The organism is Lysinibacillus sp. UBA6686 (genome assembly GCF_002455205.1).
In the GTDB taxonomy this organism is placed as follows: domain Bacteria; phylum Bacillota; class Bacilli; order Bacillales_A; family Planococcaceae; genus Lysinibacillus; species Lysinibacillus pakistanensis.
Map to the genome: position 1 here is coordinate 55,810 of NZ_DKJS01000054.1, position 26,508 is coordinate 82,317.

General features: G+C 36.4%; 28 protein-coding genes. 6 read left to right on the plus strand and 22 right to left on the minus strand.

The annotated features are described in order from the left end of the window. Window positions 1-226 precede the first annotated feature (226 nt). From B2R82_RS14090 to B2R82_RS14120, 7 genes are all read right to left on the minus strand, one after another. Window positions 227-769: an acyltransferase gene (locus tag B2R82_RS14090; protein ID WP_286925456.1), complete on the minus strand. Its 543-nt coding sequence runs from the start codon at window positions 767-769 to the stop codon at window positions 227-229. Window positions 770-773: 4 nt separating this feature from the next. Next, window positions 774-1,412: a pyrophosphatase PpaX gene (gene ppaX, locus B2R82_RS14095; protein ID WP_286925457.1), complete on the minus strand. Its 639-nt coding sequence runs from the start codon at window positions 1,410-1,412 to the stop codon at window positions 774-776. Window positions 1,413-1,427: 15 nt separating this feature from the next. Further along, window positions 1,428-2,249: a prolipoprotein diacylglyceryl transferase gene (gene lgt / locus B2R82_RS14100; RefSeq protein WP_286925458.1), complete on the minus strand. Its 822-nt coding sequence runs from the start codon at window positions 2,247-2,249 to the stop codon at window positions 1,428-1,430. Window positions 2,250-2,308: 59 nt separating this feature from the next. Continuing rightward, entirely contained in the window at window positions 2,309-3,244 is a 936-nt protein-coding gene (hprK, locus tag B2R82_RS14105) for an HPr(Ser) kinase/phosphatase (protein WP_283869488.1), read from the minus strand. Window positions 3,245-3,482: 238 nt separating this feature from the next. Next, a complete protein-coding gene (cccB, locus tag B2R82_RS14110; RefSeq protein ID WP_286925460.1) occupies window positions 3,483-3,803 on the minus strand; it encodes a cytochrome c551 in 321 nt (106 codons plus the stop codon). 47 nt (window positions 3,804-3,850) lie between these two features. Further along, on the minus strand, window positions 3,851-4,693 hold the full coding sequence (locus B2R82_RS14115; RefSeq protein WP_283869490.1) for a YitT family protein: 843 nt from the start codon (window positions 4,691-4,693) through the stop codon (window positions 3,851-3,853). Window positions 4,694-4,897: 204 nt separating this feature from the next. After that, window positions 4,898-6,127: an EAL and HDOD domain-containing protein gene (locus B2R82_RS14120; RefSeq protein ID WP_286925461.1), complete on the minus strand. Its 1,230-nt coding sequence runs from the start codon at window positions 6,125-6,127 to the stop codon at window positions 4,898-4,900. A 224-nt stretch (window positions 6,128-6,351) separates the two neighbouring features. Here B2R82_RS14120 and B2R82_RS14125 point away from each other — a divergent pair, with 224 nt between their 5' ends. From B2R82_RS14125 to B2R82_RS14140, 4 genes are read left to right on the plus strand one after another with little or no spacing between them, the layout of a single operon-like run. Beyond that, the gene (locus tag B2R82_RS14125) at window positions 6,352-6,726 is read left to right on the plus strand and encodes a GntR family transcriptional regulator (RefSeq protein ID WP_286925463.1); all 375 of its coding nucleotides are present in this window, start codon (window positions 6,352-6,354) and stop codon (window positions 6,724-6,726) included. After that, entirely contained in the window at window positions 6,723-7,616 is an 894-nt protein-coding gene (locus B2R82_RS14130) for an ABC transporter ATP-binding protein (RefSeq protein WP_286925464.1), read from the plus strand. Before B2R82_RS14125 ends, B2R82_RS14130 begins: the two co-directional genes overlap by 4 nt. Further along, window positions 7,600-8,328, plus strand: a complete 729-nt coding sequence (locus tag B2R82_RS14135) for a hypothetical protein (protein WP_286925465.1) — start codon at window positions 7,600-7,602, stop codon at window positions 8,326-8,328. The genes B2R82_RS14130 and B2R82_RS14135 overlap by 17 nt, the downstream gene beginning before the upstream one ends. Continuing rightward, the gene (locus tag B2R82_RS14140; RefSeq protein WP_286925466.1) at window positions 8,325-9,053 is read left to right on the plus strand and encodes a hypothetical protein; all 729 of its coding nucleotides are present in this window, start codon (window positions 8,325-8,327) and stop codon (window positions 9,051-9,053) included. Before B2R82_RS14135 ends, B2R82_RS14140 begins: the two co-directional genes overlap by 4 nt. 52 nt (window positions 9,054-9,105) lie before the next feature. On the opposite strand, the gene B2R82_RS14145 is transcribed toward B2R82_RS14140, so the two are convergent. The 8 genes from B2R82_RS14145 to B2R82_RS14180 all read right to left on the minus strand — a co-directional run bounded on the left by B2R82_RS14145 (window position 9,106) and on the right by B2R82_RS14180 (window position 17,850). Further along, window positions 9,106-9,750 (minus strand): VTT domain-containing protein, encoded by a 645-nt coding sequence (locus tag B2R82_RS14145; protein ID WP_283872917.1) that lies wholly within the window; start codon window positions 9,748-9,750, stop codon window positions 9,106-9,108. 272 nt (window positions 9,751-10,022) lie between these two features. Next, a complete protein-coding gene (locus tag B2R82_RS14150) occupies window positions 10,023-11,570 on the minus strand; it encodes a fatty acid--CoA ligase family protein (protein WP_286925467.1) in 1,548 nt (515 codons plus the stop codon). 331 nt (window positions 11,571-11,901) lie between these two features. Next, window positions 11,902-13,836: an FtsX-like permease family protein gene (locus B2R82_RS14155; RefSeq protein ID WP_286925468.1), complete on the minus strand. Its 1,935-nt coding sequence runs from the start codon at window positions 13,834-13,836 to the stop codon at window positions 11,902-11,904. Continuing rightward, window positions 13,808-14,584, minus strand: coding sequence for an ABC transporter ATP-binding protein (locus B2R82_RS14160; protein WP_286925470.1), 777 nt, complete (start codon window positions 14,582-14,584; stop codon window positions 13,808-13,810). The genes B2R82_RS14155 and B2R82_RS14160 overlap by 29 nt, the downstream gene beginning before the upstream one ends. Before the next feature lie 13 nt (window positions 14,585-14,597). Next, window positions 14,598-15,023: a hypothetical protein gene (locus tag B2R82_RS14165; protein WP_286925471.1), complete on the minus strand. Its 426-nt coding sequence runs from the start codon at window positions 15,021-15,023 to the stop codon at window positions 14,598-14,600. Between the two features lie 11 nt (window positions 15,024-15,034). Then, window positions 15,035-16,018 (minus strand): sensor histidine kinase, encoded by a 984-nt coding sequence (locus tag B2R82_RS14170; protein ID WP_286925472.1) that lies wholly within the window; start codon window positions 16,016-16,018, stop codon window positions 15,035-15,037. Further along, the gene (locus B2R82_RS14175) at window positions 16,018-16,722 is read right to left on the minus strand and encodes a response regulator transcription factor (protein ID WP_283869501.1); all 705 of its coding nucleotides are present in this window, start codon (window positions 16,720-16,722) and stop codon (window positions 16,018-16,020) included. Before B2R82_RS14175 ends, B2R82_RS14170 begins: the two co-directional genes overlap by 1 nt. A 135-nt stretch (window positions 16,723-16,857) precedes the next feature. Next, window positions 16,858-17,850, minus strand: coding sequence for a lipoate--protein ligase (locus B2R82_RS14180; protein WP_286925473.1), 993 nt, complete (start codon window positions 17,848-17,850; stop codon window positions 16,858-16,860). Window positions 17,851-17,994: 144 nt separating this feature from the next. Between B2R82_RS14180 and yhfH the strand changes: the two genes are divergently transcribed. Beyond that, the gene (gene yhfH / locus B2R82_RS14185) at window positions 17,995-18,120 is read left to right on the plus strand and encodes a protein YhfH (protein ID WP_012292204.1); all 126 of its coding nucleotides are present in this window, start codon (window positions 17,995-17,997) and stop codon (window positions 18,118-18,120) included. Window positions 18,121-18,249: 129 nt separating this feature from the next. Here yhfH and B2R82_RS14190 read toward each other — a convergent pair whose 3' ends face one another. The 7 genes from B2R82_RS14190 to B2R82_RS14220 form a co-directional block, all read right to left on the minus strand. Further along, window positions 18,250-18,576 carry a hypothetical protein gene (locus tag B2R82_RS14190; protein WP_286925474.1) on the minus strand — a complete coding sequence of 109 codons (327 nt, stop codon included), beginning with the start codon at window positions 18,574-18,576 and terminating at the stop codon, window positions 18,250-18,252. Between the two features lie 102 nt (window positions 18,577-18,678). Then, window positions 18,679-20,868, minus strand: coding sequence for a YhgE/Pip domain-containing protein (locus B2R82_RS14195; RefSeq protein ID WP_286925475.1), 2,190 nt, complete (start codon window positions 20,866-20,868; stop codon window positions 18,679-18,681). 102 nt (window positions 20,869-20,970) lie between these two features. Next, a complete protein-coding gene (locus tag B2R82_RS14200; RefSeq protein WP_054772371.1) occupies window positions 20,971-21,543 on the minus strand; it encodes a TetR/AcrR family transcriptional regulator in 573 nt (190 codons plus the stop codon). 120 nt (window positions 21,544-21,663) lie between these two features. Continuing rightward, window positions 21,664-22,176, minus strand: a complete 513-nt coding sequence (locus B2R82_RS14205; RefSeq protein ID WP_286925476.1) for a FixH family protein — start codon at window positions 22,174-22,176, stop codon at window positions 21,664-21,666. After that, on the minus strand, window positions 22,177-23,568 hold the full coding sequence (locus B2R82_RS14210) for a sensor histidine kinase (RefSeq protein WP_286925477.1): 1,392 nt from the start codon (window positions 23,566-23,568) through the stop codon (window positions 22,177-22,179). Further along, window positions 23,565-24,248 (minus strand): response regulator transcription factor, encoded by a 684-nt coding sequence (locus B2R82_RS14215; protein ID WP_286925478.1) that lies wholly within the window; start codon window positions 24,246-24,248, stop codon window positions 23,565-23,567. Before B2R82_RS14215 ends, B2R82_RS14210 begins: the two co-directional genes overlap by 4 nt. Then, the gene (locus tag B2R82_RS14220; protein WP_286925479.1) at window positions 24,245-25,210 is read right to left on the minus strand and encodes a YncE family protein; all 966 of its coding nucleotides are present in this window, start codon (window positions 25,208-25,210) and stop codon (window positions 24,245-24,247) included. The genes B2R82_RS14215 and B2R82_RS14220 overlap by 4 nt, the downstream gene beginning before the upstream one ends. Window positions 25,211-25,400: 190 nt before the next feature. On the opposite strand from B2R82_RS14220, the gene B2R82_RS14225 reads away from it, so the two are divergent. Beyond that, complete coding sequence (locus tag B2R82_RS14225; protein ID WP_286925480.1) at window positions 25,401-26,486, plus strand: glycosyltransferase family 2 protein; 1,086 nt, start codon at window positions 25,401-25,403, stop codon at window positions 26,484-26,486. Window positions 26,487-26,508 lie beyond the last annotated feature (22 nt).

The following is a 26,508-nucleotide window of genomic DNA, read 5'->3' on the forward strand; positions in this document are numbered from 1 at the left end:
GAACAATTAATCGTAGGTATTTGTAAAGGAGGGTTTTATCTGAAGACAAAATAGCATTACACACAACAGATTTCATTGATGGCACACTGACTAAATCAACTTTTGTAGAGTCCAAATAATTATGAATTTATGCCTGAATATAATTCCCAACAAAAAAATAAAACTGTTCCAGAAACAAAGGTACCATTGTTTTTGGAACAGTTTTTTCATTGTTCAACCTTATAGGTCATTTTTTCGGCGTACACCACTCTACCACTTCGTTGCGTTTACGTTCTGCCATTTGCTCAGCAGTATAAATAATTTGCATCGGATTACCACCAGCTAAACAGCCGGCTGGCACATCTTTATGTACAAGTGTAGCAGCTGAAACAATTGCACCATCACCTATCGTAACACCAGGTAGTATTGTTGAATTGGCACCAACCATTACCTCATTACCAATCTTCACGTCTCCTAGACGATATTCCTCTATTAAATATTCATGTGCTAAAATCGTTGTATTAAAACCAATTACAGTATTATTGCCAATGTGTATGCGTTCTGGAAACATGGTATCAGGCATAACCATTAAGGCTAATGAGGTTTGCTCGCCAATTTTCATTTTTAAAAATGTTCGATATAGCCAGTTTTTTACACGTAAAAATGGTGTGAAGCGGCCAATTTGAATGACAATGAAGCACTTCATCACCTTCCAAAAGGACACCGTATTATATATATTCCACAGGGAGTTTGCTCCTTCAACACGGTAGCGTTCTGTTTTACGTGCCATTTACTTACCCCGCTTTCACAATATCTAATAAATCTGTCATATGATGTAACATATATTCTGGCTTGAATTGCTGTAAATATTCCGGACCTTTAAAAGCCCATGCGACACCAGCTGCTCTAATTCCCGCATTATGTCCAGCCTCAATATCGTGAGAATTGTCACCAATCATAATGGCCTCTTCCTTGTTTACACCAAGGCGTTCAAGGGCAAGCAAAACTGGCTCTGGATCAGGCTTTACATTTTTTACATCGTCCGTGCCTATACGGACATCAAATAGATGATTTGCACCTAGTACTGATAGACCACGATCAATCATCCCATTTCGCTTTGTAGACACAATCGCTAATTTGAGACCCATAGCCTTTAATTGCTCTAAAGTTGAGACAACATCAGGATATTGTGTGACAAGCTCATCGTGATGTAATTCATTATATTCGCGATATTTAGCAATCATTGCATCCTCTTCTCCAGGAGCAATGTCACTCATTGTCTGTTTTAAGGACGGCCCAAGGAATTTTAGACAATCTTTTGGCGAATATTGCCCAGGAAATCGCTCATTTAATACATGCATAAATGTTTGAATGATTAAATCATTTGTATTTAGTAATGTACCATCAAAATCGAATAATAATGCCTTTATCATAACGTTCTGCACCCCTTATTTATTATCCAAATATTTCACTGCTGGTTTTACTATTAGGCGTCTGTAAATAATAGCACCAAGACCTACTATTACACCAATGATGGAGACAACCTGCGCTGAGCGTAAGTCACCAACTAAATACAAGCTATCCGTACGCAAACCTTCTATATAGAAGCGACCAATTGAATACCAAATTAAATAACTGAAGAAAATTTCTCCTCGATTTAAATTCACTTTACGTAAAAACAGTAAAATAAGTAATCCGATGAAATTCCATACAGATTCATATAAAAAGGTAGGATGCACATAGGTTCCTAATTCCTCAATATACATTTGGTTAATAATCCAATCTGGTAACATCAGATTTTCTAAAAACTCTTTAGATACTGGACCACCATAAGCCTCTTGGTTCATAAAATTTCCCCATCGTCCAATGATTTGTCCTATCAAAATACTTGGTGCTGCTATATCCGCTACACGTAAAAAGCTAATATTTTTCTTACGTGTGAATATGTACGCTGTTATAAATGCCCCAATTAGTGCACCATGAATAGCAATACCACCATTCCAAATTTCAATAATCTTCCCTGGATTTTCACTATAATAATCCCAACGCATTGAAACATAATAAATACGTGCACATATTATCGAAATAGGAACTGCCCATAGCAATAAATCGGCAAGAAAATCCTCTGGTAAGCCTCGTTTAACAGCCTCTCTTTGACCTACAACATAAGCTAAAATAATACCCGATACAATTAACAACCCGTACCAACGAACGGGAATTGGTCCCAAATGAAAAGCAATTGGGTTAATTTGCAATAGTAATAACTCCATCAAATGCTCCTCTCAATTTCTATTCACTTTATAGGTCATTTTATCCTAATTATGAACAATTAATCATCTAACTCATCAGCGGAAGAGATCACCTCATCCAAACGTCTTGAAAACTCCTCTGCTGCATTAACACCCATTTTTTTCAAGCGATAATTCATCGCTGCAACCTCAATAATAACAGATACATTACGGCCAGGTCTTACAGGAATTGTTAATTTAGTTAACTCTGTATCAATAATTTTCATTTTCTCTTCCTCTAGACCCAAACGATCATAAACCTTTTCAGGATCCCAAATCTCCAGTTCTATAATTAAGGTAATACGCTTGTAGGGTCTTACCGCACTTGCTCCAAAAAGCGTCATAATATCAATAATACCAATGCCTCTTATTTCAAGTAAATGTTCTAAAAGCGGAGGCGGGCTACCAATTAAAAAATTCTCTGATTCCTGCCGAATTTCCACACAATCGTCAGCTACTAATCGATGGCCTTTCTTGACAAGCTCAAGAGCAGTTTCACTTTTTCCTACGCCACTTTTGCCGATAATTAACACACCAATACCATAAACATCCACTAACACGCCATGGGCTGCTGTCATTGGTGCTAAGCGTCCCTCTAAATAGTTGGTAAGCCTACTAGAAAATTTCGTTGTTGTCATATGTGTTTTAAAGACAGGCACATGCTTTTCATTAGAAGCCTGTAAAAGCTCCTCCGGTACCTCTAGGTCACGAGAAATAATAATAGCTGGAGTATCTTGTGAACACAGTAAACGCATACGCTCAAGCTTAACATCTGCAGGTAACATTTCAAAAAAGGATAGCTCTGTTTTTCCAAGCAATTGGACTCGATTTGCAGGATAATGAGTAAAATATCCTGCCATCTCTAGCCCTGGTCTAGATATATCACTAGTGACAATCGTCCTTCCAATTCCTTCCTCACCAGCTAATAGGTCTAACTTAAATTTCTCCATTACGTCTCTTGTTAATACTACGACCAATGTTAGAAGCCTCCATTCAATGGAATTGAATATTGTTTGTTCTTTTAACGGTCTCTACAACTGACCGTATTTGCTCATTTTTCACTAACAATCAGTCTCTCTGATTGCAGTATTACTTTATTTTAGCATGACTATGTATAAAAGAAATGTATTTACTCTCGCTCGCTAAAGGAAGAGAATTACTCTCTATAAAGCATAAAAAAACTAGCGGTTCTCCTGTCCGCTAGTTTATACTCTCTTATTTTTGAGTAGCTAACCATTTAGCCACAGCTTTTGCATCTTCACCTTTAACAATACCTGGAGGCATAGCACCTTTACCATTTTCGATAATATCTAAAATTTCAGTTTCAGATAAACGGGCACCTACATCTTTGATAGCTGGTGCATTATTTTGACCCTGCAATTCGCCTCCATGACATGTGATACAGGATTTCATAGCGATCGCTTCACCATCTGGTGTAGCACTCGTTTTTGTACCTTCATTAGTCGTCTTACCACCGCCACAAGCGGCTAAAAAGATTGCTGAACCGAACACTAATGTTAACATTACCTTTTTCATTAGTACCCCTCCTCAAAATAAATAACTTCCACAGTATTATACCAAAATTATGCACGTTTGAAACCTTCTCCTAATACCTCATATGCATCGGAAACGATAACAAACGCTGATGGATCAACGGTTTTAATGAGTTGTTTCAGCTTTGTGAATTCTGTTTGGTAAACAACAACCATCAGTACTGGTCGCGCCTCACCCGTATAACCACCAATTGCAGGTAATTGTGTCACACCACGATCAATTTCAGCATAAATGGCATCACGTACCTCATCTTGTTTCATCGTAATAATATAAACCATTTTGGATTGGCTAAAGCCTAGCTGAATAATATCGATCGTTTTTGTTGTCACAAATAATCCAATCAGGGCATACAAACCTTTTTCTAAGTCAAAAACAATTGCTGCACTAATAGCGATGACCCCATCAATCAGTAGTACACTAGTACCAAGAGATATTCCGGTAAACTTTGTTATAATTTGCGCTAGCAAATCAGTGCCACCAGTAGAAGCATTCCCTTTAAAAACAAGTCCTATTCCTAAACCGACAACAATTCCTCCAAAAAGCGCACCAAGTAAAGGATTATCAGTCCAGGGCTCCCAACTATTTGTTAATAATACAATGAACGGTAAAGTCACTGTGCCAACAAACGATTTTACCCCAAATTTTTTGCCAAGTAATAATACACCCGCAATAAATAGTGGAATATTAAAGCAATATTGAACAATCCCTGGATTCCAGCCGAATAAACCATGCAATATTGTACTTATTCCACTTACCCCGCCTGAAGCGACTTGATTTGGTAATAAAAAGACATTAAAACCAATAGCTATCACTGCCGCTCCGATAATTACATACACATACTCCACAATGCTTTCCCTAACATCATGTCTCATTTCCCCACGCCCACTTCAACTATCAGAATTTTTTAAGACGTGATGATTATAGCAAATAGTTTTGACGTTGAGAACTTCATCATGATGAAGGAAATAAGCAAGCATATTATTTACTTTCATTAATCCATATATAACAAATTATTCGATAAAAACAAAAAATAAGTACCTGAACGAGCATTTAAAGGATACTTATTTCTGCTTTGACTATAATGATTTTTCAGCCCATTCGATTGCCTCATGGTATAAAAGATCAATACTTGTCAAATCTATATTGATTTTTGGAGCTAGCTCTTCTAGGCTATCCCAGTCCAGTTTCCCCAGTGCAATACTAAATTCTAGATATGGTGTCATCTCTGTTTGATACCCTAAAATGGTTGCTTTTATATCTTCAGAGAATGGAAGTTGCTGTAAAATAATATGTAATGGTCTTTGCAATAAAGTATCAATCAATGAAAACATGCCCACAAAAAAATACTCTGAAAAATTTTGTTTATAGGAGAGCTTCGCTAATTTTTCACATGCTTTTGCTCTAAATAATGATGTTCTCATTACTTCCTTAAAAAGATCCGAATCAGTATTCATATCTATTTCCCGCATGGCTAATAAGTAAATCCATTTGCGTAAATCGGCTATTCCAAGGATTAAAATCGCCTGTTTAATAGAGCGTACCTTCGATTTAGAACGTCTAGAAGAATTATTAACCATTTGCAATAATTTATAGGTTAACGAGATATCACGTTCAATATTTTCAGATAATAACTGGATATTAGGTTCCTCTTCTTTTAGCAGCGAAATAATATAAAAATACTGAATCGTATTCACTGGTATATCAGTTGCTTTTAAAATTTGAGGCTGTTCAAAAAAATAACCCTGAAATAACTCATAGCCTGAATGCTTCGCTACTTCAAATTGATTACGTGTCTCAACCTTCTCAGCAAGCAATTTAATATGAGGGAATTTTTCCTTTACTTTATTCTCAATTTCCATACGTTCAAGTAAAGGGGACAATAGAAAATCCACCTTTATAAAGTCTATATGAACAAATAATTCGTCATAAATTTGTACATGCTCATCCAGTATAAAATCATCTAAAGCAATTTTAAATCCATATGATTTAAGCTCAATAACTCGCTCAACTAACTTCGATGTCAAAGGGACATCCTCTAAAATCTCTATGACCACTTGAGATGGATTTAGGTATTCATTGATTGAGCTCATTAGCAGATTTTCAGTGAAATTGACAAAGCAAGGCTTACCGTTTGTAACTTCTTCTATTCCAATTGAAAGAAATGAGTTTACTAATACATCGACTGTTGCTGCATCTGAATCAACCATCGGAAAAGTATTCACATTTTTGCTTCGATATAACAATTCATATGCAACAACTTGTTCATGAAGATTAAAAATTGGTTGTCTGCCAATAAATACTTCCATATTGTCGCCCCCATTTCTCCATTATTTGTAATGAATATTATAACATTTTTTCATGACCATTTGCTTATCATTCATCATACATTTAAAAATGTTCTCCAGTTACACAAAACCTTATAACTACTTGTAAAAAAAATGCCTCCTTATTTGACATTTAATTTGATTTAAACTATAGTACATTACAACACTAATGCACTGTAATACTCTGAAATGAAGGGAGGGTTTTCATGCATATTCATCTAGACAGTACAACACCCATTTATATTCAAATTGCCGAATGGCTACAACATGAAATTATCGCCAATCGGTTACAGGCAGACGAAAAGGTTTATTCACAGTATCAGCTAGCTGAGTTATTCAATATTAATCCCGCTACGGCCGGTAAAGGACTGACCATTTTACTTGAGGAACAACTTCTTTATAAGAAACGGGGGCTAGGTATGTTTGTTGCAACAGATGCAAAGGATCGAATTTTATTGAAACGTCGCAATGAAATATTAACAAAGATGGCTCAAGAGATTGTTTTAGAGGCACAACGCTTACTTGTTTCTGATGAGGAGTTGCTAGCACTAATTCAAAAAACACAGGAGGAATTGAAATGAATGTTATTCAATGTGAAAAGCTATCTAAAAAATTTGGACGTCTTCCTGCACTCCAAGATATTACTTGTACAATAAATGGCGAAAAAATAATCGGTGTTATTGGTCGTAATGGTGCTGGTAAATCAACATTGCTAACGATTATAGCGGGCTTTCTAAAACCGACTAATGGTTTCTGTCAGGTATTTAATGAGAATCCCTTTAACAATATTCAAACTGCTGCCAACACCATTTTAATTGATGATCGGTTAAGCTTTTCAGACTACTTATCCCTAGAGGAAATCTTAAAAATGGGGGCTGATTTTTATCCAAATTGGCAAAATGAGTTAGCATATCGACTGCTACATTATGCAAACATTGATCTTTCTGTTAAACATCAGCAATTATCGAAAGGACAAATGGCTACCTTTAATCTTGTCTATGGATTAGTAAGTCGCTGTGCATTAACTATATTAGATGAGCCCATGAATGGTATGGATGAGGCTATTCGAACAGATTTTTATAGAGCCATTCTAAAGGAATACATAGCCTTCCCTCGGACAATATTAATTGCCAGTCATCACTTACAAGAAATGGAGTCCATTTTGGAGGAAATTCTGCTTATAGATGAGGGTACTGTCGTTACACATGCCTCCGTAGATGAACTGAAGGAGCAATTAATTGCCTTGAGCGGACCAAGTGATAGGATGAAATCCTTGCTTTCAGAAACTGACGTTTACGCCCAACAGATTGTAGGTGGAGTGTCCACGGCAATTGTCGATGCAAGTAAACTTTTCATCACGGAGGAAATGCTTCGCACAAAAGGCATTACAAAATCAGTCCTTACTGCAAGTGAGATTTGCAGGTATTTAACCAATCATAAAGGAAGTGATATCGATGCAATCTTTGACTAATATGTCTTTTAAAACGATCATCAAAAAGCAAGTGAAATGGAAAGCCAAATTATATAGTTCAGCCCTTAGCTCTCTTATTATTTTGCAAGTTATTTTTGGGGCATTGCTTTTCAGCTCTGGGAGTGGTTCAAGTGGTCATGGACGCGGGAGTTTAAATGTTCAGTTCTCCATTTATTCGCTTGATACGTTTCTTTTCATTACTGTATTTTGGGCTTTTATAACAGCCATTCTCTTTACTACAAAGGCATATCGCATGGATGATTTATCTATTATTTCAAGTCGAACTTCAAGTGCAATCGCAAATATACTTGTACTTATTCTTTATAGCTTTTTTGCTGTCTTAATTATGTTAGCTAGTTACTATATACAAATATTAGGTTTGATGTTAATGGAAAAAGATACATTCATAATTGATAAACTTCTTATTTCACCATCAATTTTTATTTTGTGCATCTGTAGCATTTGTTTATTTAGCGCAATCGGTTTACTATTTGGTTACTGCTTCCAAGGCCCAAGCATCATAAAAATAGCATCGATAGTATTATTAGCAATTGGCATTATTTCAACGATTATTTTTCCCGAGTCTGTGAATCTTCAACCATTCATACAATTACCAGATCTCATGCTTAGCGGATTTTATATAATAGTATCTATACTGTGCTTTACTCTCTGTATTTGGATTGCTGATAAATCGGAGGTGTCTCGCAAATGACAAACGCTACAGTACTCTTACTCTCATTATTGATTACAATATTATTGCTTACCTTGGTCTTTTTTGTAGTAAGAAAGGTAAGTAACAAAACAAAAAACTTCTGGACTCTTAAACGTCTATCAATTGGGATTACAGTATATATTGGAGTTGGATTATTTGCACTACTATATCTGAGCCTTTTTGCAAATTCATCCATACAGGTATTATCGAAGTCAGAATTAAAGAAAATTGAAAAGAATATTGAGTCTATCCAAAAATATGATCAGGAATATAACGCTTCTTTTTTAACAGACAACTATAAGAAGAAAACATGGGAATTTGATTTTCTAGGTGGTACATTGCCAGTAACAATAAATAACGGAAATGAAGACTCAAGCCTTAATATTCGTCACCTTTATAATGATAATATTCCAGCAGGAAAAGCTATTGTTTCCTATTATCAATTCCCGGCTATTATAGATGGCATTGATATTTCAGATAAGATCCCATTACCAAATGTTTATATGTCACAAAATCAACTTTGGATTGAAGCTTTATCGAGGCACGAAGTTAATTATCATCGTATAAAAGCATCCATAGGTATTTTAGATTTCAATCGAGAGGAAGATTTTGATGACGACTATCCGTCTTCCATCTTCTATCTTTCTTCCAATTTTATTGTCATTGAGACACCAAATGGAACAGATATTGAGGATTCTCAGGGGGTTATACAATATTTAAGATAGACTAAAAGAAGGACAGTCCATGCGATTTTTTATCACCTTTGGACTGTCCTTGTTATTTTGCACTTTTTGATTTAATAGCTCCAATTACTGCTGGTATTACGGATATAAGGATAATTAAAATTAGCACTGTTGAGAAGTTATCTTTAATAATTGGAATATTACCAAAGTAAAATCCTAATAATGTACAGCTGAATACCCATAAAATTGCACCTACCACATTGTACATAATGAAGTAGCTATATTTCATTTTACTTGCACCTGCAACAAATGGTATGAATGTTCGGATGAAGGGCATAAAACGTGCAATGACAATTGTTTTTCCACCATGTGTATTAAAGAATTTTTCTGCGGCTTCCATACGTTCCTTTTTTATAACCCTGCCTAGAAAGCTCTTTGGTGGTATGGATGTTCCTACTTTATGACCAATATGATAATTCATCGTATCTCCTAAAATTGCAGCTACTAAAAATACGGGAATTAATATCCACATATCAAATGCGCCCATTGCTGCAGCTAATGTACCACTTGCAAAGAGCAATGAATCACCTGGCAAGAACGGGAAAATGACAACACCTGTTTCAACAAAAACAATGGCAAATAAAATAAGATAACTCCAATGACCAAAATCGCGAATAATTTCCTCTAAATGCACATCGATATGCATAATAAAGCTAATTAACTCCTTGATGAGTTCTATCATTTTTCCGAATGCTCTCTTTCAATTTAATTTTCTAAATGCTTTGACGCAAAGTTGCACCGAAGGGTTCCATTATTGTAACAGTCTGCTATAGACTACTTTCTCACTATATGACAAGCCTTGATAAAGTATGTAACAGTTATCACAAGTTTGATTTTATCACTTCCTGATAGCTACACTCAACTTATTTCCTGAAAGAGCAATTTCTTTTTACAAATTAGCATTACACAATAAAAAAAGCGCTACTATTTTTCAATAGTAGCTACTTCATTTTATACTTTTTCCTTTAAAGAGCGACGTAATATCTTTCCAGTTGTATTTTTCGGTAGTTCATCCATAATTTCTATGACTTTAGGAACCTTATATTTCACCATATGTTTTGTACAATAGGCAAGTAGATCCTCTGTGGAGGTTGCTGCTACTTCCTTTAAGACAACATATGCATGAACAGCCTCCCCTAAATTAGGATCCGGATAGCCTATAACTGCCGCTTCAACGATATTGTTATGAGCAAAGAGTACTTCCTCAACCTCTCTTGGATAGACATTGAATCCCCCTACAATAATCATATCTTTTTTACGATCAACGATATAGAAATACCCCTCTTCATCAACCTTCGCTAAGTCACCCGTATATAACCAGCCATCACGTATAGCCATCGCTGTTTCTTCAGGCAGTTTATAATATCCCTTCATAACGTTAGGTCCTCTAACAATTAACTCTCCTACTTCACCGACAGGTACCTCTTGCCCGTTTACGTCTACAACTTTATTTTCAACATTGCAGATGGATGTACCAATGGAACCTGCTTTACGATCGCGGTCCAATGGATTAAAGCAAGTTACTGGTGAAGCCTCTGACAAGCCATAGCCCTCCGAAACACGTACATTAAATTTCTTCTCGAAATTATGTAATAGTGCCACAGGTAATGAAGCTCCTCCTGATATTGCTAAGCGGATTGTCGAGAAATCTTCTGGATTGCCTTCAGGTAGTTGATATAAAAAATTATACATTGTAGGTACACCAGCAAATACAGTTGCTTTTTGCTCTCTTGCTAAGGCGAAAATCTCGGTTGGACTAAAGCGTGGTGCAAGTAATACCGTAGCTCCACTCAATAATGGTGCATTCGCAACAACTGTTAACGCAAATACATGGAAAACTGGCAAGGTTGCAATAATACGATCATCTGCTTTATAGCCTAAATAATGTGCAACATCTCGTGCATTAGAATAAATATTTTCATGTGTCAGCATGGCTCCCTTTGGAGTTCCTGTTGTTCCAGAAGTATAGAGAATAATGGCATTATCATCATCGGCCACTTCTACAGGCTGTAAAGAGTCTGATACGTTAGCAATTACCTGTGTAAATAAATGTGTTTTTACTTTTGCCTCTTGTGACAAGGCTGCAATTTTTTCTGAAGTATCTGCTGTCGTTTCACAAATAATAAATGATGTAACTTGTGGAAAAGCTTGTACACCCTTTTCTACTAGAGGTAGAAGGGCATCAAGTGCAATAACAGCCTTAACATCGCCATTATGCAAAATATAAGATATTTCATCCGGTGTATAAATTGGGTTGATTGGTATTGCAGTAGCACCTAAGCGCATCGTCGCATACAAGGCAATTAAATAATGAGGTGTGTTGCCTAATAAAAATGCTACATGGTCCCCCTTTTCTACTCCTAATTCTTGTAACCCCTTTGCAAAACGTCCAACTGTAAACTCGAACTCGCCATATGTTGTATCTTTCCCCATAAAATGATACGCAATTTTATCTGGCTGTTGCACTGCTTGTTGATGAACACTCGAAACTAAATTCAATTACACCATCCCCTTATCGTATCAATTTCGCCTAAGCGTAATTACGTCCGGATTTTGAATTGTGCCTGTACACTTCATTCCTTTGAAAATCCGTGACATCCGCTGGAGGCTTTATCTTCATTCAGTAGATATTTGGATATCCCTTAAAAAGGAATTACACCCACATCCATATCACCACCTCAGAGGTGGGAGTCATCTACTGAATGAAAATAAAATGAATCATCATTCAGTATTATTATATAAGAAATATATCTAAAAGACAATGAGACTTTTTATTTCATGTCAAAAAAACCGTCAAATAATTCATTTTTTTCTCTTTTATACACTTACATTACGAACGGATATGGGAGATGTAACGCCAACGAATTAGATAGAAATAGATTACTTGTATTAAAACAAAGAAACCAAATGCAAAGAAAACTTCATTAACAATGGAAATATTAGCAATATCCTTTAAAATGCTTTGAACCATTAGAAAGGCAAAGGCACTATGCATCATTGCTACACCCCATGGCAAGAAAAATTGTGGGAAAAGATGCCGATTCACTAACTTTTTGAGCTCTGTATCTGTTAAGCCCATCCGTTTTAAAACATCAAATTTGCGCTTTTCTCGTTCAAGAGAGGTATGCAATTTAAAGTAAATAAAACTGCCTGCCGCTAATAAAAATACTGTTGCCACCAGAACCCCCACTAATGTAAATAATGAGTAGGTAGCTAATATATAAGAATAATTTAATCCTGCGTTTTCAAAATAGAATGGACTGAATTTACCTTTCTTTTTGAAATATTGAGATATAGCTAATTCATCAATATCACTACCAATATCCTTTGTTTCCATCCATTGAGGAATATAAAAAGTAAATAAATGATAAACTGGTTGCTCAACATTTTTATTAATAATCGGCTTAACGAGCTTGGCAAAGTCCTCATCACTTATAATAATTGAATTGACACTAACGATAGAGCCTGGGAATATGATTTTAGGATAAACACTATCTATAGTGATTGGGATAGAATTTTCCTCTAGAATGGTATGTACCACTCTATTTTTTAATTTTTTTAAGGAATCCTCTGAATAGGGTATGAATACAGCTTCTCCTGATGCCAAATCAAGCAATGGATAGCTAAAGGAAGATAATAATACGTTCATATCTGATTCTCTAAAAACTTCCACTTCGTTATGTGTAAAAGAAGACGTTTGCTTTACTACAACGAAGCGGGATAAATGATAAGATAAACCCTTTTCTTCTAACTGAATCCGCAAAGAGTTAATATGACTTCGTTCATATGGATTATCCACATCTCCTTTATATACAAGCCCCAGTGGATTTAAACGATCATACTGCGTCGTATACGAAGACATTGTGGCTAATACACCCACTGATAAAAATGCCAAAGTTGATACCATCGTTACAACAAAAAACATTTTTACATTATCCATCATAATATGGGTTTGCTCAGCTAATGAAAGAAGGCGATAGCGCTGCCAATGGAATTTTCGTTTACCTCGGGCTACATCTAGAAAGCAAGGTAACGAATCACTGAAAAAATAATAGGTTCCGAAAGTCGCTGAAAACGGAATTAATAAAGTCAATCCAATTAATGATGTATTCGCAACAATAAACGCTAGAATATATGTGGATAAAATGAGGGCAATACCATATATTGCCCGTATTTTCGAATAAGTAGAACCTTTATTTAAATAGTCATTTCCTTTAATTAAATCACGTAACTTTCTTTCACGAGTAAAGTACACACTGATAAAAGAGATGACCACAAAGGCACTAGTAAAGACACCGATTGTTAGCAAAAATGGTTGCCAAGAAACATACAATGGCAATTGATCTAAGTGTAAAATTTCTCGCACAATCATGAAAAAGAATTTTGAGAAAGAGAAGCCAAATATAATGCCAACAATAATGGAACCTGATCCTATAATCATCGTTTCTAAAAAAACTAATCTATTCATCTGACGTCTTTCCATACCTAGATGCAATAAAATCGCAAATTCATGTGATCGGGCCTCTAAAAAGGCACTCATCGAATAATACAGAAAGAAAAGTGTAAAAAGAACAAGTACAATTTCAGCACCAATCATCCCAATTAGTGATACCTCACCTAAAATACCTCGTTCAATATCTGGATGAAACATTAGCATGGAATAGATAAAAAACACAGCCACAGAAAAAAAGCTTGCCATGAAAAAGGCTCCGTAAATACGGCTGTTCCGTACGACATTACGGTAAGCGAATTGTCGAAAGGTCACCTACTTGTCCTCCTCCTAGTAAGCTTAAAACATTTAATATTCGTTGGAAAAACATTTGACGGCGATCATCCTTATAAATTTCGTTGAAAAATTCCCCATCCTTAATAAATAACACACGATCACAGTAGCTCGCTGCAATAGGATCATGTGTGACCATGACGATCGTCGTTTGTTTTTCCTTATTGATTTTTGTTAAAAGTTCAAGTACATCACGCGAAGAATTCGAATCTAAATTTCCAGTTGGCTCATCTGCTAAAATCAAACTTGGATTATGAATTAGTGCTCGTCCAATAGCTGTTCTTTGTGCCTGTCCACCAGATATTTCATTTGGTCGTTTTTGCAAGAAAGAAGTTAAATCTAGCTTTTCCACAATGCTTGCCAAACGTTCCTCCATGATTTCCAAAGGTTGTTGATCCAACGTTAGTGGCAACACAATATTTTCTTCAACTGTCAGCATATGCAACAGATTAAAATCCTGAAAAACGAAACCCAATTGTCTTCTTCTAAAGTAAGCAAGCTCTGTTGCATTTAGCTTATGCGGATTTAAACCGTCTAAAATAATTTCACCGCTAGTGGGTTCATCAATGGTAGAAATAATATTTAATAATGTAGTTTTTCCGCTTCCTGATGGACCCATAACTGCTAAAAACTCGCCCTCCTCAACATCAAAGCTAAGTTGATTTAGTGCACGATGTGTTACCTTACCTTCATAAACCTTTGTCACATCTTTTATTTGTAAAATAGACATAGCTTCTTTCACCTTATTTCTTAATTAGTTCCAGGGATTCTGGTAATAGCCATTGCAAGACTACCTCAAAACCAATTTGAAAATGTGGCTCTGCAATAGATGTCTGATCATCGTCCTCTACAAGACTAAAGCAATGATTGCCAACAACAACATCCCAAGCGTCCATTTCCCCTTCAATAACTTCTCCACATACCGTATAATGTCCGCTATACATCACCTGTTCACCATCTACAGGAAAAGCATTTAGTAAAGTTGGTTTTTGTAAGTCTAACCCAAGACAATTTGAAAAATGCATAACTTCTGCATCAAGCAAAAGACTAGCCTTACGAAAATTTTTGCAGGAAAGACATTCACAGCCACCATGATTTAATTCGATAAATGCTTCCGTTTTTTCGCTTTCGATATTCAAAACCCATTCATTAAAATGTACCTCTTTCATCCTTGCTCCCCCTAATTCGTAAATGTCACTGTAACAATTGTTCCTTTTCCTACCTCTGATGTAATGTTTAATTCGTGCCCTAGCTTTTCACAAATCTCCTTAGCTAAATATAAGCCCATTCCTGTAGATTCCCCTGTTTTACGACCATTTTCTCCGGTAAAAAAGGCTTTTGTGACACGCGAAAGATCTGAGGCAGGAATACCAATACCTTCATCGCAAATGGCTAGTTGCACATGGTCATCCCTTTTCACTGCAGAAATAACTATTTTTTTATTGGCTTCAAATGTATATTTAACAGCATTGGTTACAAATTGTCCGATAATAAATCGAAGCCATTTAGAGTCACTTGCTACGATTATGTCATCCTCGATATGAATTTCAGGAAAAACTCTTTTCGTAATAAATAAACGTTTATTTTCATTTACAGTTGCAGTAATAATTGTTTTTACTGCCACTTGCTCTACTTGCATGTCCTCCTCAAAGTTCTCCAATCGAGCATTCACAAGCACCATGTCCAAGCCTCTTCGTAAACGATCAATCTCCTCCTGCACATTCCTTTTATCAAGTGGGCGCTCATCCTGCAATAAAAGCTCAATTACAGATATGGGTGTTTTCATTTGATGCACCCATTGATTCATAAATTGATCGTGCCGTTTTTGACTTGCATACAATGAGTGGAGCTCATGCTGATAAAGTCGATAAAGCTCATGCATATATTTTTCCGTCTGTATCGCTTCCGGCGTTTTCGCGTTTTTTTGGAGTACATCCTCCATAGTTTTTGGAAGCTGTGAGATTTTCAATAAATAACGCTGACGCATTAAATAGCGGACAAGTAAAAAAGAGGCTAGCAATACTAAACTAATACAGAAGGAATAAATCGCAGTATCAACGTTTCGAAAACCGTCGAGCCCATATAAGACCATGATGAATCCAACTAGTAGTAGCTGGAACACAATGAATGATGCATAATCACGCAAAAATAATTTCCATCCCACTATAGCTCACCTGCGCTTAACATAAAGCGATAGCCAGCACCGCGCACTGTCTCAATCGTGGAAGAAATATGATAATCCGCAAGTTTTTTACGTACTCGTGTCATATTCACATTCAATGTATTTTCATCCACAAAAGCCTGATCATCCCAGAGCTCTTCTAGTAATTGCTCACGAGTAACTACTTTTGGAGCATTACCCATTAGTAGCTCTAAAATAATACATTCTTTTTTCTGAAGGGGTATCTCTAAATCATTTTTATGAAGCTCCATTCTCTCTAAATGAAGAATTAGCTGTCCCTGCTTAATCGTCCGTTCTTCTTGTCTTGCTGCATATTCACCATATGTACGGCGCAAGTGACTACGAATCTTTGCCAGCACAATCTCATAGTTAAACGGCTTTGTGATAAAATCATCACCACCATTTTCCAATGCGAATATTTGGTCCATTTCCCCCGAACGGGCAGAAATAAAAATGATTGGACAAGTTGTATGCTGACGTAATTGACGACACCAATAATAGCCATCGTACGCAGGTAAATTTATATCAAGCAACACCATATGTGGGTTAAATGCTGTAAACTCTTCAATGAGATGATCAAATTCTTTAATTGTTTCAACTTCGTACTGATATTTTCTAAGCGTTTCCGCAAGTAATGATGCAATCTTTACATCATCTTCGACAATAAATATTCGATGCTTCTCCATACGAACACTCCTTTCTACTCTATATTGTATCAAAAAAAGGTTCGACGACATAATTGTCAGCGAACCTTTATCGTAAAAGATCATGTAATCCGAGTGTGACGTCTTAGGCATGCGTCTTTTTCGAATTAGCTTTACTTAATAAATTAATTGTAAAAACTCTTCAGTTGTAATTCCACCAAAGTATGTTGGAATATCAATATCCTCTAACGCTTCAGCAATTGCTGCTCGATTATAGTTTGTCCCAACTAGTCGTTGTGCAACATCAGCCATGTCTCCTACTCCAAAGAAATCACCAAAAATATGCGCCTCTTCAATAATGCCGTGATTTACCTCTAAGCGAATATCAATGCCTCCTGTTGGGAAACGGTGTGTTTTTTGAATATTAAAGCGTGGGGATTTACCGTAGTTCCACTCCCAAGTTTGATAACGTTCTGCAGATAGTTTATGGATATTTGCCCAGTCTTCCTCCGATAGCTCATAGTAACGAATATTTTCCTCACCATTAAAAATGGATTTCAAAATTTCTAATCGGAACGCTTCAACAGTCATCTTATCCTTCAAAAATTCTGAGATATTAGCCACTCGTGAGCGAATTGATTTAATGCCTTTGGATTCTATTTTATCCTTCTTCACTTTTAAAGCAGATACAACAGCATCAATTTCTGTATCAAACATCAATGTGCCATGACTAAACATTCGCCCCTTAGTAGAGAATTGTGCGTTTCCGGAAACCTTACGTCCCTCTGCCAAAATATCATTACGCCCCGAAAGCTCTGCATTGACACCCATTGCAGCCAGTGCTTCAACAACAGGCTGCGTGAATTTTTTATAATTCATAAAGCTTTCGCCATCATCTTTGGTAATAAAGCTAAAGTTAAGATTTCCTAAATCATGATACACTGCACCACCACCAGATAGTCGTCGCACAACAATAATGCCGTTGTCCTCCACGTAATCTGTATTAATCTCTTCAATAGTATTTTGATTTTTTCCAATGATGATGGAAGGCTGGTTTATGTAAAAAAGGAGTACAGGTTCCTTTTCAACATCCATTGTTTTTAATAAGTACTCCTCAATGGCAAGGTTAATGCGTGGGTCATGAATTCCTTTATTATCAACAAAAATCATTGTTTGCTTTTCCTCCTTCACAAAATATCCATATTTATTTTAACGCAAATTAGGCATTTTGTGTTGACGAAAAGCATCTGTTATAATACACTATAAAATATCAAAACAGTAATAGTACAGATGAACTTAAAGGAGGAGTCCACAATGTTAGAAAACGTAGTTGAATTTTTCAAGAACCTACCTGCAAAGCAATGCACAGAATGCGGTGAAAAAATTGAAGAACAAAGTGAATGCTACAGCAACACTTGTGAAAAATGTAACCACCTATAAGCATTTGCCTATTCTGTAATTTTGTCATTTACGTGCCCCACACGTACTATTAATGACACCCCTCATCATTTTTGATGAACCCTTAATTAAATCTCTTACACTTACGAAACAACAGCTGATACGCTCATATCAGCTGTTGTTTTTTTGTTGTTGTTTCTGGGATTTAGCAAATTTTTTCATTGCCTGGGTAGAGGAGACTTCCTGCCTGAGCGAATTCTTTCTATACCCGAGCAGGTTGCCTCCCACCTGAGCGAATTTTCTCTCGACCTGAGCTGTTTTGCCTCCCACCTGAGCGAATTTTCTCTCGACCTGAGCAGTTCTTTCTCTCACCCGAGCGAATTTTCTCTTAACCTGAGCAGTTTTCTCTCTCACCTGAGCGAATTTCCTCTCAACCTGAGCTGTTCTGTCTCCTACCTGAGCGAATTCTTCCCATGCCTGAGCAGACCTTCCCTCCACCTGAATAATTTCTCACAATAGCCAAGCCCTTGAAAATACTCAATACAATAGCAACATAAAAACACCCACCATTTAATTGGTGGGTGCATAGTAAGTTAAATTTTAATTTTCTTCGGCTACTTTGGAATAGCGTTTTGTGTGTAGTAACATGAAGTATCCGAACGTAATTGCTAAGAATGCAACTAGGAAGCCTAATAGAACGCCGTAGTTTTGCATTAAGAATGTCATATCGCCTGTAGAAATACTTGTTTTAAAGGCTTGAACAGTATATGTCATTGGTAATAGTTTGTTAAATACTTGTAACGGTGATGGGATTAACTCCAGTGGGAATGTTCCCGCACTTGTTGTTAATTGTAAAATTAGTACAACAATTGCTATGAAGCGTCCTGGGTCACCGAAGATAGACACTAACATTTGAATTAAAGCTAAGAAAACATAGCTTGTTAATAATGCTGTTAATATGAAGTATCCTAAATTATTTACTTCAAGACCAAGTCCCCATTTAACAATAACCACTGTTAATATAGTTTGAACTAAGCCGACGAATGCTAATACTGACACCTTACTTGTAAACCAAGCTGCTCCATTTTTTGGACGAATAGCTGGCTCTACAAGTGGGAACACGATGGAAATTAATAATGCTCCGACGAATAGGCCAAGGGAAATAAAGTATGGAGCGAAGCCTGTGCCGTAGTTAGGTACATGGTTAACAGATTCCTTATCGACTTGAACTGGGCTACCTACCATATCATATGTGTCTTTATTCGCATGAACTTCATTTGCTTTCTCACTTGCTTCACCTAATTTGCCAGATAAAGTTGATGTACCATCTGCAAGCTCAGTTGAACCATCTGCAAGTGTTGCAGAGCCTTGTGCTAGCTCACCAGATTTTGAGGCAAGTGTAGATGTACCTTGATTTAAAGTTGTTGTACCATTCGCTAATTCATTTAAACCAGACGCTAATGTTTTAGAACCTGTTACTGCTGTTTTCACGCCAGCATTTAGTTCACCTAATTTTGCTGCTAATGTCGTATTACCTGCTTGAAGACCCTTAGCGCCTTCCACTAATGCATTACTTTTTGCAGTTAGTGCGTTAGCCCCTGCTAACACTTCTGCCTGACCTGCTGCAATTTGAGTAGCTCCAGAGCTAACTTGATTTGCACCAGCTTGTAATTTTTCTGTGCCTGCAGATAACGAATTTAAACCATTATGCACGCTGGCACTTCCAGCTTGAAGCTCTGCTAATGTTTGCTTTAATACCGCTGCTTGCTCTTCAGGCATTGAAGCCATCATACCTTGTAATTGGTTAGATAAGGCTGTAATTCCTGCTTCTACTTTTGCAGAGCCAGATGTTAATTGGTTTGCTGCACCATTTAATGCACCAGCGTTCTCAGCAATAGAAGCTGCGCCTGAACTAATCTGTTGTTGTTTGTCATTTAAAGTGTTTAAACCTGCTTCTACTTTAGCAACACCCTGTGTATATTGCGTTAAACCTTGCTCAAGACTTGTAGCACCATTAGCTGCTTGTTGGGCACCTTTTTGTAATTGCACTGTACCATCCTGAAGCTTTACTAAACCAGTAGATAAATCATTTGCACCTTTGGCAGCATCTCCAGCACCTTTTGTGATTTTATCTGTACCATTTGATAACTCAATTGTGCTTGATGCTAGTTGCTCAAGATAACCTTTTAAGTCTTTCGCACCATTAGCTACTTTTTGAGCACCTTCATCTAGCTTATTTGAGCCATCAGCAGCCTCTGTAAAGCCGTCTCCAAGTGTGGCAATGGAATCAAATAATTTTTCTGCATAAGTCGCTGAAACCTGTGAATTTACTTCCGCACGTACACGATCCATTGCTGTTTCACCAATCTGTGCACCAAGGAAGTTTAATCCTTCATTCGGAATATAGTTCATCACTAATTTAGAAGGTTTGTCATCTAATAGTGTTGTAGCATGATCAGAGAAATTTGTTGGAATTTCTAAAATCATGTAATAGTCACGGCCATTTAAACCTTTTTCAGCCTGTTCTTTAGATACTTCAATAAAATTAAATTGCTCACTATCAACAAGCTTTTCGACTAGGGTATCACCTAAGTCTAATTTTTCCCCATCCATTTCAGCACCCTTATCTTCATTGACAATTGCTACTGGTAGGTTAGGTAGGCCTGCATATGGATCCCAGAAAGCCCATAAAAACATGCCTGCATACATGACTGGGATAAATAATACAGCGATGATTGACACAAGCATTTTTCTTGTTTTCAAGATTTTCAGCCATTCAGCTTTAATCATAAAATTACCTCACTCCTATACTAGTTGACCGAAAACGTCAGTCGGTCATTTTAATCCAAAAAATCGAAACTTCCATGAGTAGACTGGTGCTTGATCCAGTAATCAAGTTAAAATTAGTCCACGAAAGATTGTTTCTTTAAAAAGATTTAAAATCTTTTCCTCGGGAATCATATCACCATGTAGTTCATGCCAATCAACGACAAATGCTAGATATGCCTTTAGCAATAGATAGCTTACCAATTCTGCATCACAGTCTCGAATCTCACCTTTATCAATACGCCTTTGAATTAACTCAGCAACATACGATAAAATCTCAGTCTCGATACGGATGAGAACTTGTTTGACAACTGGCGTTCGTAATTCTTTTTCCTCCTCTAATAACTTCGCAAATAAAAGATGTTTTTCACGGAACTGAAGCATTTTCATTAAAGCATTATGTGCATTGTCCATAAAACTAGCTGATGCATCCAACACTGCATCTGCTTCTGCCTTCATCTCTCGTACAAGTGACATTGCTATCTCTTGAAATAAAATTTCTTTATTTGCAAAGAATGTATAAATCGTACCCTTACCGACATTAGCAATTTTCGCTACTTGCTCCATCGTTGTCGCCTTGTAACCAAACAATGTAAAAGATTTTGCAGCTGCTTCAAGAATTTCTTGCCTACGATCCATTAGTAACATCCTTTCTTGTTATGTTATGTACATTCTTAGTACACAGAAACAAAATGACCAGAAAACCATTTCGGTCATCTGGTCATTATCATATTCCTATTTTAACAATAATGCAAGTGTTTAATCATGATTTTTTTCATTTTTTTCTTCATCACTTTGCTCTGTCTCTTTACCATGGTTCATCATATTATTATCCATACTGTTTTTCGCTTTGTCATCCTCTGGTACAACCTTTGACATATCTGGGTTTCCAGCTATAATTTGTTGCTTAGGCATATTATGTACGCCATTAGCAGTTGTATGAGCGTACATATAATAAACACCATCATGGTCGAAAGTCGTTGTTGCTTTATAAACGCCATCCTTCTCTAAATTTCCTTCAATCAATTGTCCTTCATCACGTTTGCCAGATTCCCAAACCTCAAATTCTACAGCAGCATTATCGACATTTTTTCCACCCTGCTCAACATGTGCGGCAAGTTCAATTGTTTCATTAATTGCTACTTCTTTTGCTGTTAAAATTTCAACATCTGGTATTTGAGGTACCTCTGGCTCCTTTAATGTTGTCGGTTCTTTTTCCCCACACCCAACTAATAATGGTACTGCTATTAATGCAAACAACCATTTTTTCATTTATTCTTCCTCCATTAATGGCAACGTAATCTTCACCGTTGTGCCCTTTTCTACTTTACTTTCAATTTCAATTTTACCGTATAGCTGCTTTAAAAGCTGCTCCACAATTGATAGGCCTAAGCCACTACCACCATCTGCTCGACTACGGGCCTTATTGACACGATAAAAGCGCTCAGTCACATGTGGTAGATCCTCCTGTGGAATACCAATTCCATAATCCTTTATTATAATCTGAGCATTGTTATGATTCTCCACAGCTACTATTTCTATCTTTGACTGCTCATTCGAGTAATTAATAGCATTTTCTATTATATTAATAAAAATCTGCTTCAGCTTGATTTCATCTGCTTTGATAATTAAAGCATCGTCAGCATCTAAATGGAGTGCTATCCTCTTTTTTTCTGCCTGATGAATTAATATCTTTTGAACTTCACGTAATGTTTCAGCAAGTGGAATTGGATATAGGGTAATTTCTTTTTGCTCATTCTCCATCCGAGCTAGTTGAAGCAGTTCATTTGTTAAACGCTCCATACGATTTGCCTCGCGTACAATCAGCTGAATAGTTTCTTCTTTCTGTTCTTCCTGTATGAAACCATTATGCAATGCTTCACCATAGCCCTTCACATAACTAATAGGCGTCCGTAATTCATGAGAAACGGTAGCTAAAAACGTTTTTTGCGCCTCATCCTCTTGCTGTATAGAAACTGCCATTTTATTAAAGGTACTAGATAACCGCCCAATCTCATCCCTCGAATTAACCGGCACACGAGTTCCATAATTTCCATCCGACATTTCTTCTACTGCTCTTTGCAATTCACTTAAAGGTCGCATTATATGGCGAATCCCTTTATAAATTAAAAAACTTATTACGAGTAAAAATAATAGGGCGCTTCCAACTAGAAAAATAACCTGTTCATTTGCTAACTCACTAATTTTTGCCAATGGAAAGTAAATATAGATGATGCCTTCAAGTCTATTTTGATCTACTAATGGGAGTACTACAGAAATAAGCTGTCTGTCAAACCGAGGTTCATACCCTATTTTCTGTACATAATGACCTGCTAATAATTGCTGGCGATCCTCTGGACCAATCAATGTTTCATAATCAATATCGAATGGTACACAAGCGCTAAGCTCACGAGGATTTCTAACTGCAAAAATATTTAAATTTGAATAATTACTATAATGTTCAATATCTGCAATAAATTCATCTGTTACTTTTCCGCCTGCATACATAGTTTGTAATTTTGTACCGACCTCAATCATCATATCTTCTGTGTCTTCCACATAAAGTCGTTCATATAAAAAATCAGTCAAAACATACATGAATACGACTGTTATAATTAAAAAAGTAAAAATTAATATCCAAATACGAGTAGAAATCTTTTTCATTCGTTTGCGTCAAAACGGTAACCTACTCCCCAGACGGTTTGTACATATGCCGCTGCTTCCTTTCCAAGCTTCAGCCGTAACGTTTTAATATGTGTATCCACAGTTCTTGTTCCACCAATATAATCAATATCCCAAATGCGTTCTAACAATTGCTCCCTCGTATATGCATTTCCTGGATTTTTCATAAATAGATGCAATAGTTCAAATTCCTTTAGCGTAAGTGGGATACTTTTATCATTAACGGAAACTTTTCGAGATATTTCATCTAACTTGATTGGTCCAATAACAATATATTTTTGCTGTATTTCCGTAATTCTTGAGCCAGTTCTTCTCAAAACAGCACGTATACGAGCTAGTAGTTCCTCTACTGTGAATGGTTTGACAATATAATCATCCCCACCAAGCGTAAGCCCCTTTACCTTATCTTCATTTGCATCCCGGGCAGTTAAAAATATGATTGGTACATTCGACATTGCTCGGATACTTTGGCATACTACAAAGCCATCCTCATGCGGCATCATAACATCAAGTAGAACCAAATCAATTTGTTCACGAACAATAATATCATATGCCTCCATACCACTTGCTGCAGTAAAGGTTTCAAAATTAGAATTATTAAGCATCATCTCTATTAGATTGCGCATATCTCGCTCATCATCAACAATTAATACAGTTGTCACAATTTTTCCTCCCTCACTAACAGTTGAAATGCACCTTTTCCAACATCCACTGTTTTTTCTACATGACCATCCTTAATAAAATACAATGTGTGATCATCATATCCGGCAACCACAATATAGTCTTTAAATTGATTAACAACAAATGGATTAGCCCCTACCTCTAGCTGCCATTTCACCTTACCATTAAAGTCAGCTACATATAATTCATTATGTCCATGACTAATTACAAGCACTGAGTCTTTCGTTTTTGTTAATCCCACAGGCATTAACGGCATCTCTATTTCTCCATGCAATTCGCCTGTAGCTAAATCATAACGCTTTACGGAGCTATTAGGTTTACTGCCATCACCATGCCCTCCAACCCACAGTTCATTTGTCTCCTCTATTATGGCTAAACCATGAGCTGATTTTGGAATGACCCATTCCTGTTCAACCTTCAGATCTTTGACATTTAAAATTGATAATTTGGTATCTTTAAAATTTATGATATATAGCTTTTCCTTAAAAGCTACCATGGACATAGGGTAATTACCTAACTGCTGTGAGGCAAGCTCATTTCCCTTCTCATCAAAGCTTGTCACTGTATTCGTGGTGCTATTCGTAATAAAGAATTGTTTATCATTTTCGGAATAATAAACATTTGTAGTACCCATCTTCACTTTTTTTGAATAGAGCTTTTCCCCAGTTGATAATGTATAAACATCAATTTTATCTAACTGATGACCGAACAATAATATACGATTGTTTCCCAGCAATACTGCACCAGTATAAGCTTTATCGAACAACCATGTGGCAATTACCTTCCCCTGTTCATCTATAAAATCTAATGATGGTTCTTGTATATTTAAAGACGCAATAAAGTTCTGTTTGCTCTTGATAGGCTTAAAGGATAAATCCGTACAGCCAGCCAACCATACTACTAGAAGTAAAGAAAGAATGAAGAATGCAAACCTTTTCAACATCATCACCTCTGCTTCTTAACTATACTTCACATTTGTGAAATCCGAGTGAAACTTGATTGGTAATTCTATGACAAACCAGCGGCATTGTCAGATTCATTATAAAAATAATGCTACTAACAAACATTTATCCAACTCTCCTCTTTTAGAAAACATATACTACATAGATTCTGGAAAGGAGGTTATTTTAGTTATGGTGTCAATTAGCTTATGTATGATCGTAAAAAATGAAGAGGATGTTATTGGTAGATGTTTAGCATCCGTTAAAGACTTGGTTGATGAGATTAATATTATTGATACGGGTTCTACCGATAGTACAAAGGAAATCGCTAAACAATTTACTGATCGAATTTTTGATTTTAAATGGATTCATCATTTTGCAGCAGCACGAAATTTTTCATTTCAACAAGCAACAAAGGAGTATATTTTATGGCTTGATGCAGACGATGTATTTTTAGCGGAGGATCAGGAGAAATTCAAATCTCTAAAACAATCATTAAACTCAAATATAGAAGCAGTTTCAATGAATTATCACTTAAGTTTTGATAGTGAGGGCAATGTAAGCTCTCTAATAAGAAGATATCGTTTAGTAAAAAGGGATAAACACTTTCAATGGATAGGAGCTGTCCACGAATATTTAGAGGTAGGTGGCCATCTTTTAGATAGTGATGTCGCTGTCAGCCATTTACCACTTAGTCATGATCATACTCGAAATATTAATATCTATAGGCAACTCGTCCAATCTGGAGAACCTCTTTCCCCCCGTGATACATTTTACTACGCAAATGAATTACTAGATCATGGACAATTTGAGGATGCCCTATTTTACTATGAAACATTTTTAACCTCTAAATTGGGCTGGGTAGAAGATAATATTCAAGCATGCTACAAATTAGCAGATTGCTATTCCCATTTAAATGATATAGAAAATTATTTGAGCTCTATATTAAGAAGCTTCGAATATGATATTCCCCGCCCAGAAGCGTGTTGTAGACTAGGATTCCACTTTATGGAGAATTTTAAAAACTACGAAGCTATATTTTGGTACGAACAAGCCCTCGTCATTAAACAAAACCCAAACGCCCCATTCCAAAATAAAATCTATACTACATGGTTACCGCATTTACAACTTTGTGTACTTTTTGATCGCTTGCAACAATATGAACTAGCCAATGCCCATAATGAATTAGCCAGATCGTTTATTCCAAATGATGAAAAGGTTTTACACAATAAAAAGTATTTTGAACAAATCTTAGGGAAAGACCATAAGAGCTCGTAAATCACTAGCGTCGCATTAAAAT

Coding starts and splice junctions, on each gene's coding strand:
- B2R82_RS14090 (WP_286925456.1), bottom strand. CDS start 769: ATGGCACGTAAAACAGAACGCTACCGTGTTGAAGGAGCAAACTCCCTG.
- ppaX (WP_286925457.1), bottom strand. CDS start 1,412: ATGATAAAGGCATTATTATTCGATTTTGATGGTACATTACTAAATACA.
- lgt (WP_286925458.1), bottom strand. CDS start 2,249: ATGGAGTTATTACTATTGCAAATTAACCCAATTGCTTTTCATTTGGGA.
- cccB (WP_286925460.1), bottom strand. CDS start 3,803: ATGAAAAAGGTAATGTTAACATTAGTGTTCGGTTCAGCAATCTTTTTA.
- B2R82_RS14115 (WP_283869490.1), bottom strand. CDS start 4,693: ATGAGACATGATGTTAGGGAAAGCATTGTGGAGTATGTGTATGTAATT.
- B2R82_RS14120 (WP_286925461.1), bottom strand. CDS start 6,127: ATGGAAGTATTTATTGGCAGACAACCAATTTTTAATCTTCATGAACAA.
- B2R82_RS14125 (WP_286925463.1), top strand. CDS start 6,352: ATGCATATTCATCTAGACAGTACAACACCCATTTATATTCAAATTGCC.
- B2R82_RS14130 (WP_286925464.1), top strand. CDS start 6,723: ATGAATGTTATTCAATGTGAAAAGCTATCTAAAAAATTTGGACGTCTT.
- B2R82_RS14135 (WP_286925465.1), top strand. CDS start 7,600: ATGCAATCTTTGACTAATATGTCTTTTAAAACGATCATCAAAAAGCAA.
- B2R82_RS14140 (WP_286925466.1), top strand. CDS start 8,325: ATGACAAACGCTACAGTACTCTTACTCTCATTATTGATTACAATATTA.
- B2R82_RS14160 (WP_286925470.1), bottom strand. CDS start 14,584: ATGTCTATTTTACAAATAAAAGATGTGACAAAGGTTTATGAAGGTAAG.
- B2R82_RS14165 (WP_286925471.1), bottom strand. CDS start 15,023: ATGAAAGAGGTACATTTTAATGAATGGGTTTTGAATATCGAAAGCGAA.
- B2R82_RS14175 (WP_283869501.1), bottom strand. CDS start 16,722: ATGGAGAAGCATCGAATATTTATTGTCGAAGATGATGTAAAGATTGCA.
- B2R82_RS14180 (WP_286925473.1), bottom strand. CDS start 17,850: ATGATTTTTGTTGATAATAAAGGAATTCATGACCCACGCATTAACCTT.
- yhfH (WP_012292204.1), top strand. CDS start 17,995: ATGTTAGAAAACGTAGTTGAATTTTTCAAGAACCTACCTGCAAAGCAA.
- B2R82_RS14195 (WP_286925475.1), bottom strand. CDS start 20,868: ATGATTAAAGCTGAATGGCTGAAAATCTTGAAAACAAGAAAAATGCTT.
- B2R82_RS14200 (WP_054772371.1), bottom strand. CDS start 21,543: ATGGATCGTAGGCAAGAAATTCTTGAAGCAGCTGCAAAATCTTTTACA.
- B2R82_RS14205 (WP_286925476.1), bottom strand. CDS start 22,176: ATGAAAAAATGGTTGTTTGCATTAATAGCAGTACCATTATTAGTTGGG.
- B2R82_RS14210 (WP_286925477.1), bottom strand. CDS start 23,568: ATGAAAAAGATTTCTACTCGTATTTGGATATTAATTTTTACTTTTTTA.
- B2R82_RS14220 (WP_286925479.1), bottom strand. CDS start 25,210: ATGTTGAAAAGGTTTGCATTCTTCATTCTTTCTTTACTTCTAGTAGTA.
- B2R82_RS14225 (WP_286925480.1), top strand. CDS start 25,401: ATGGTGTCAATTAGCTTATGTATGATCGTAAAAAATGAAGAGGATGTT.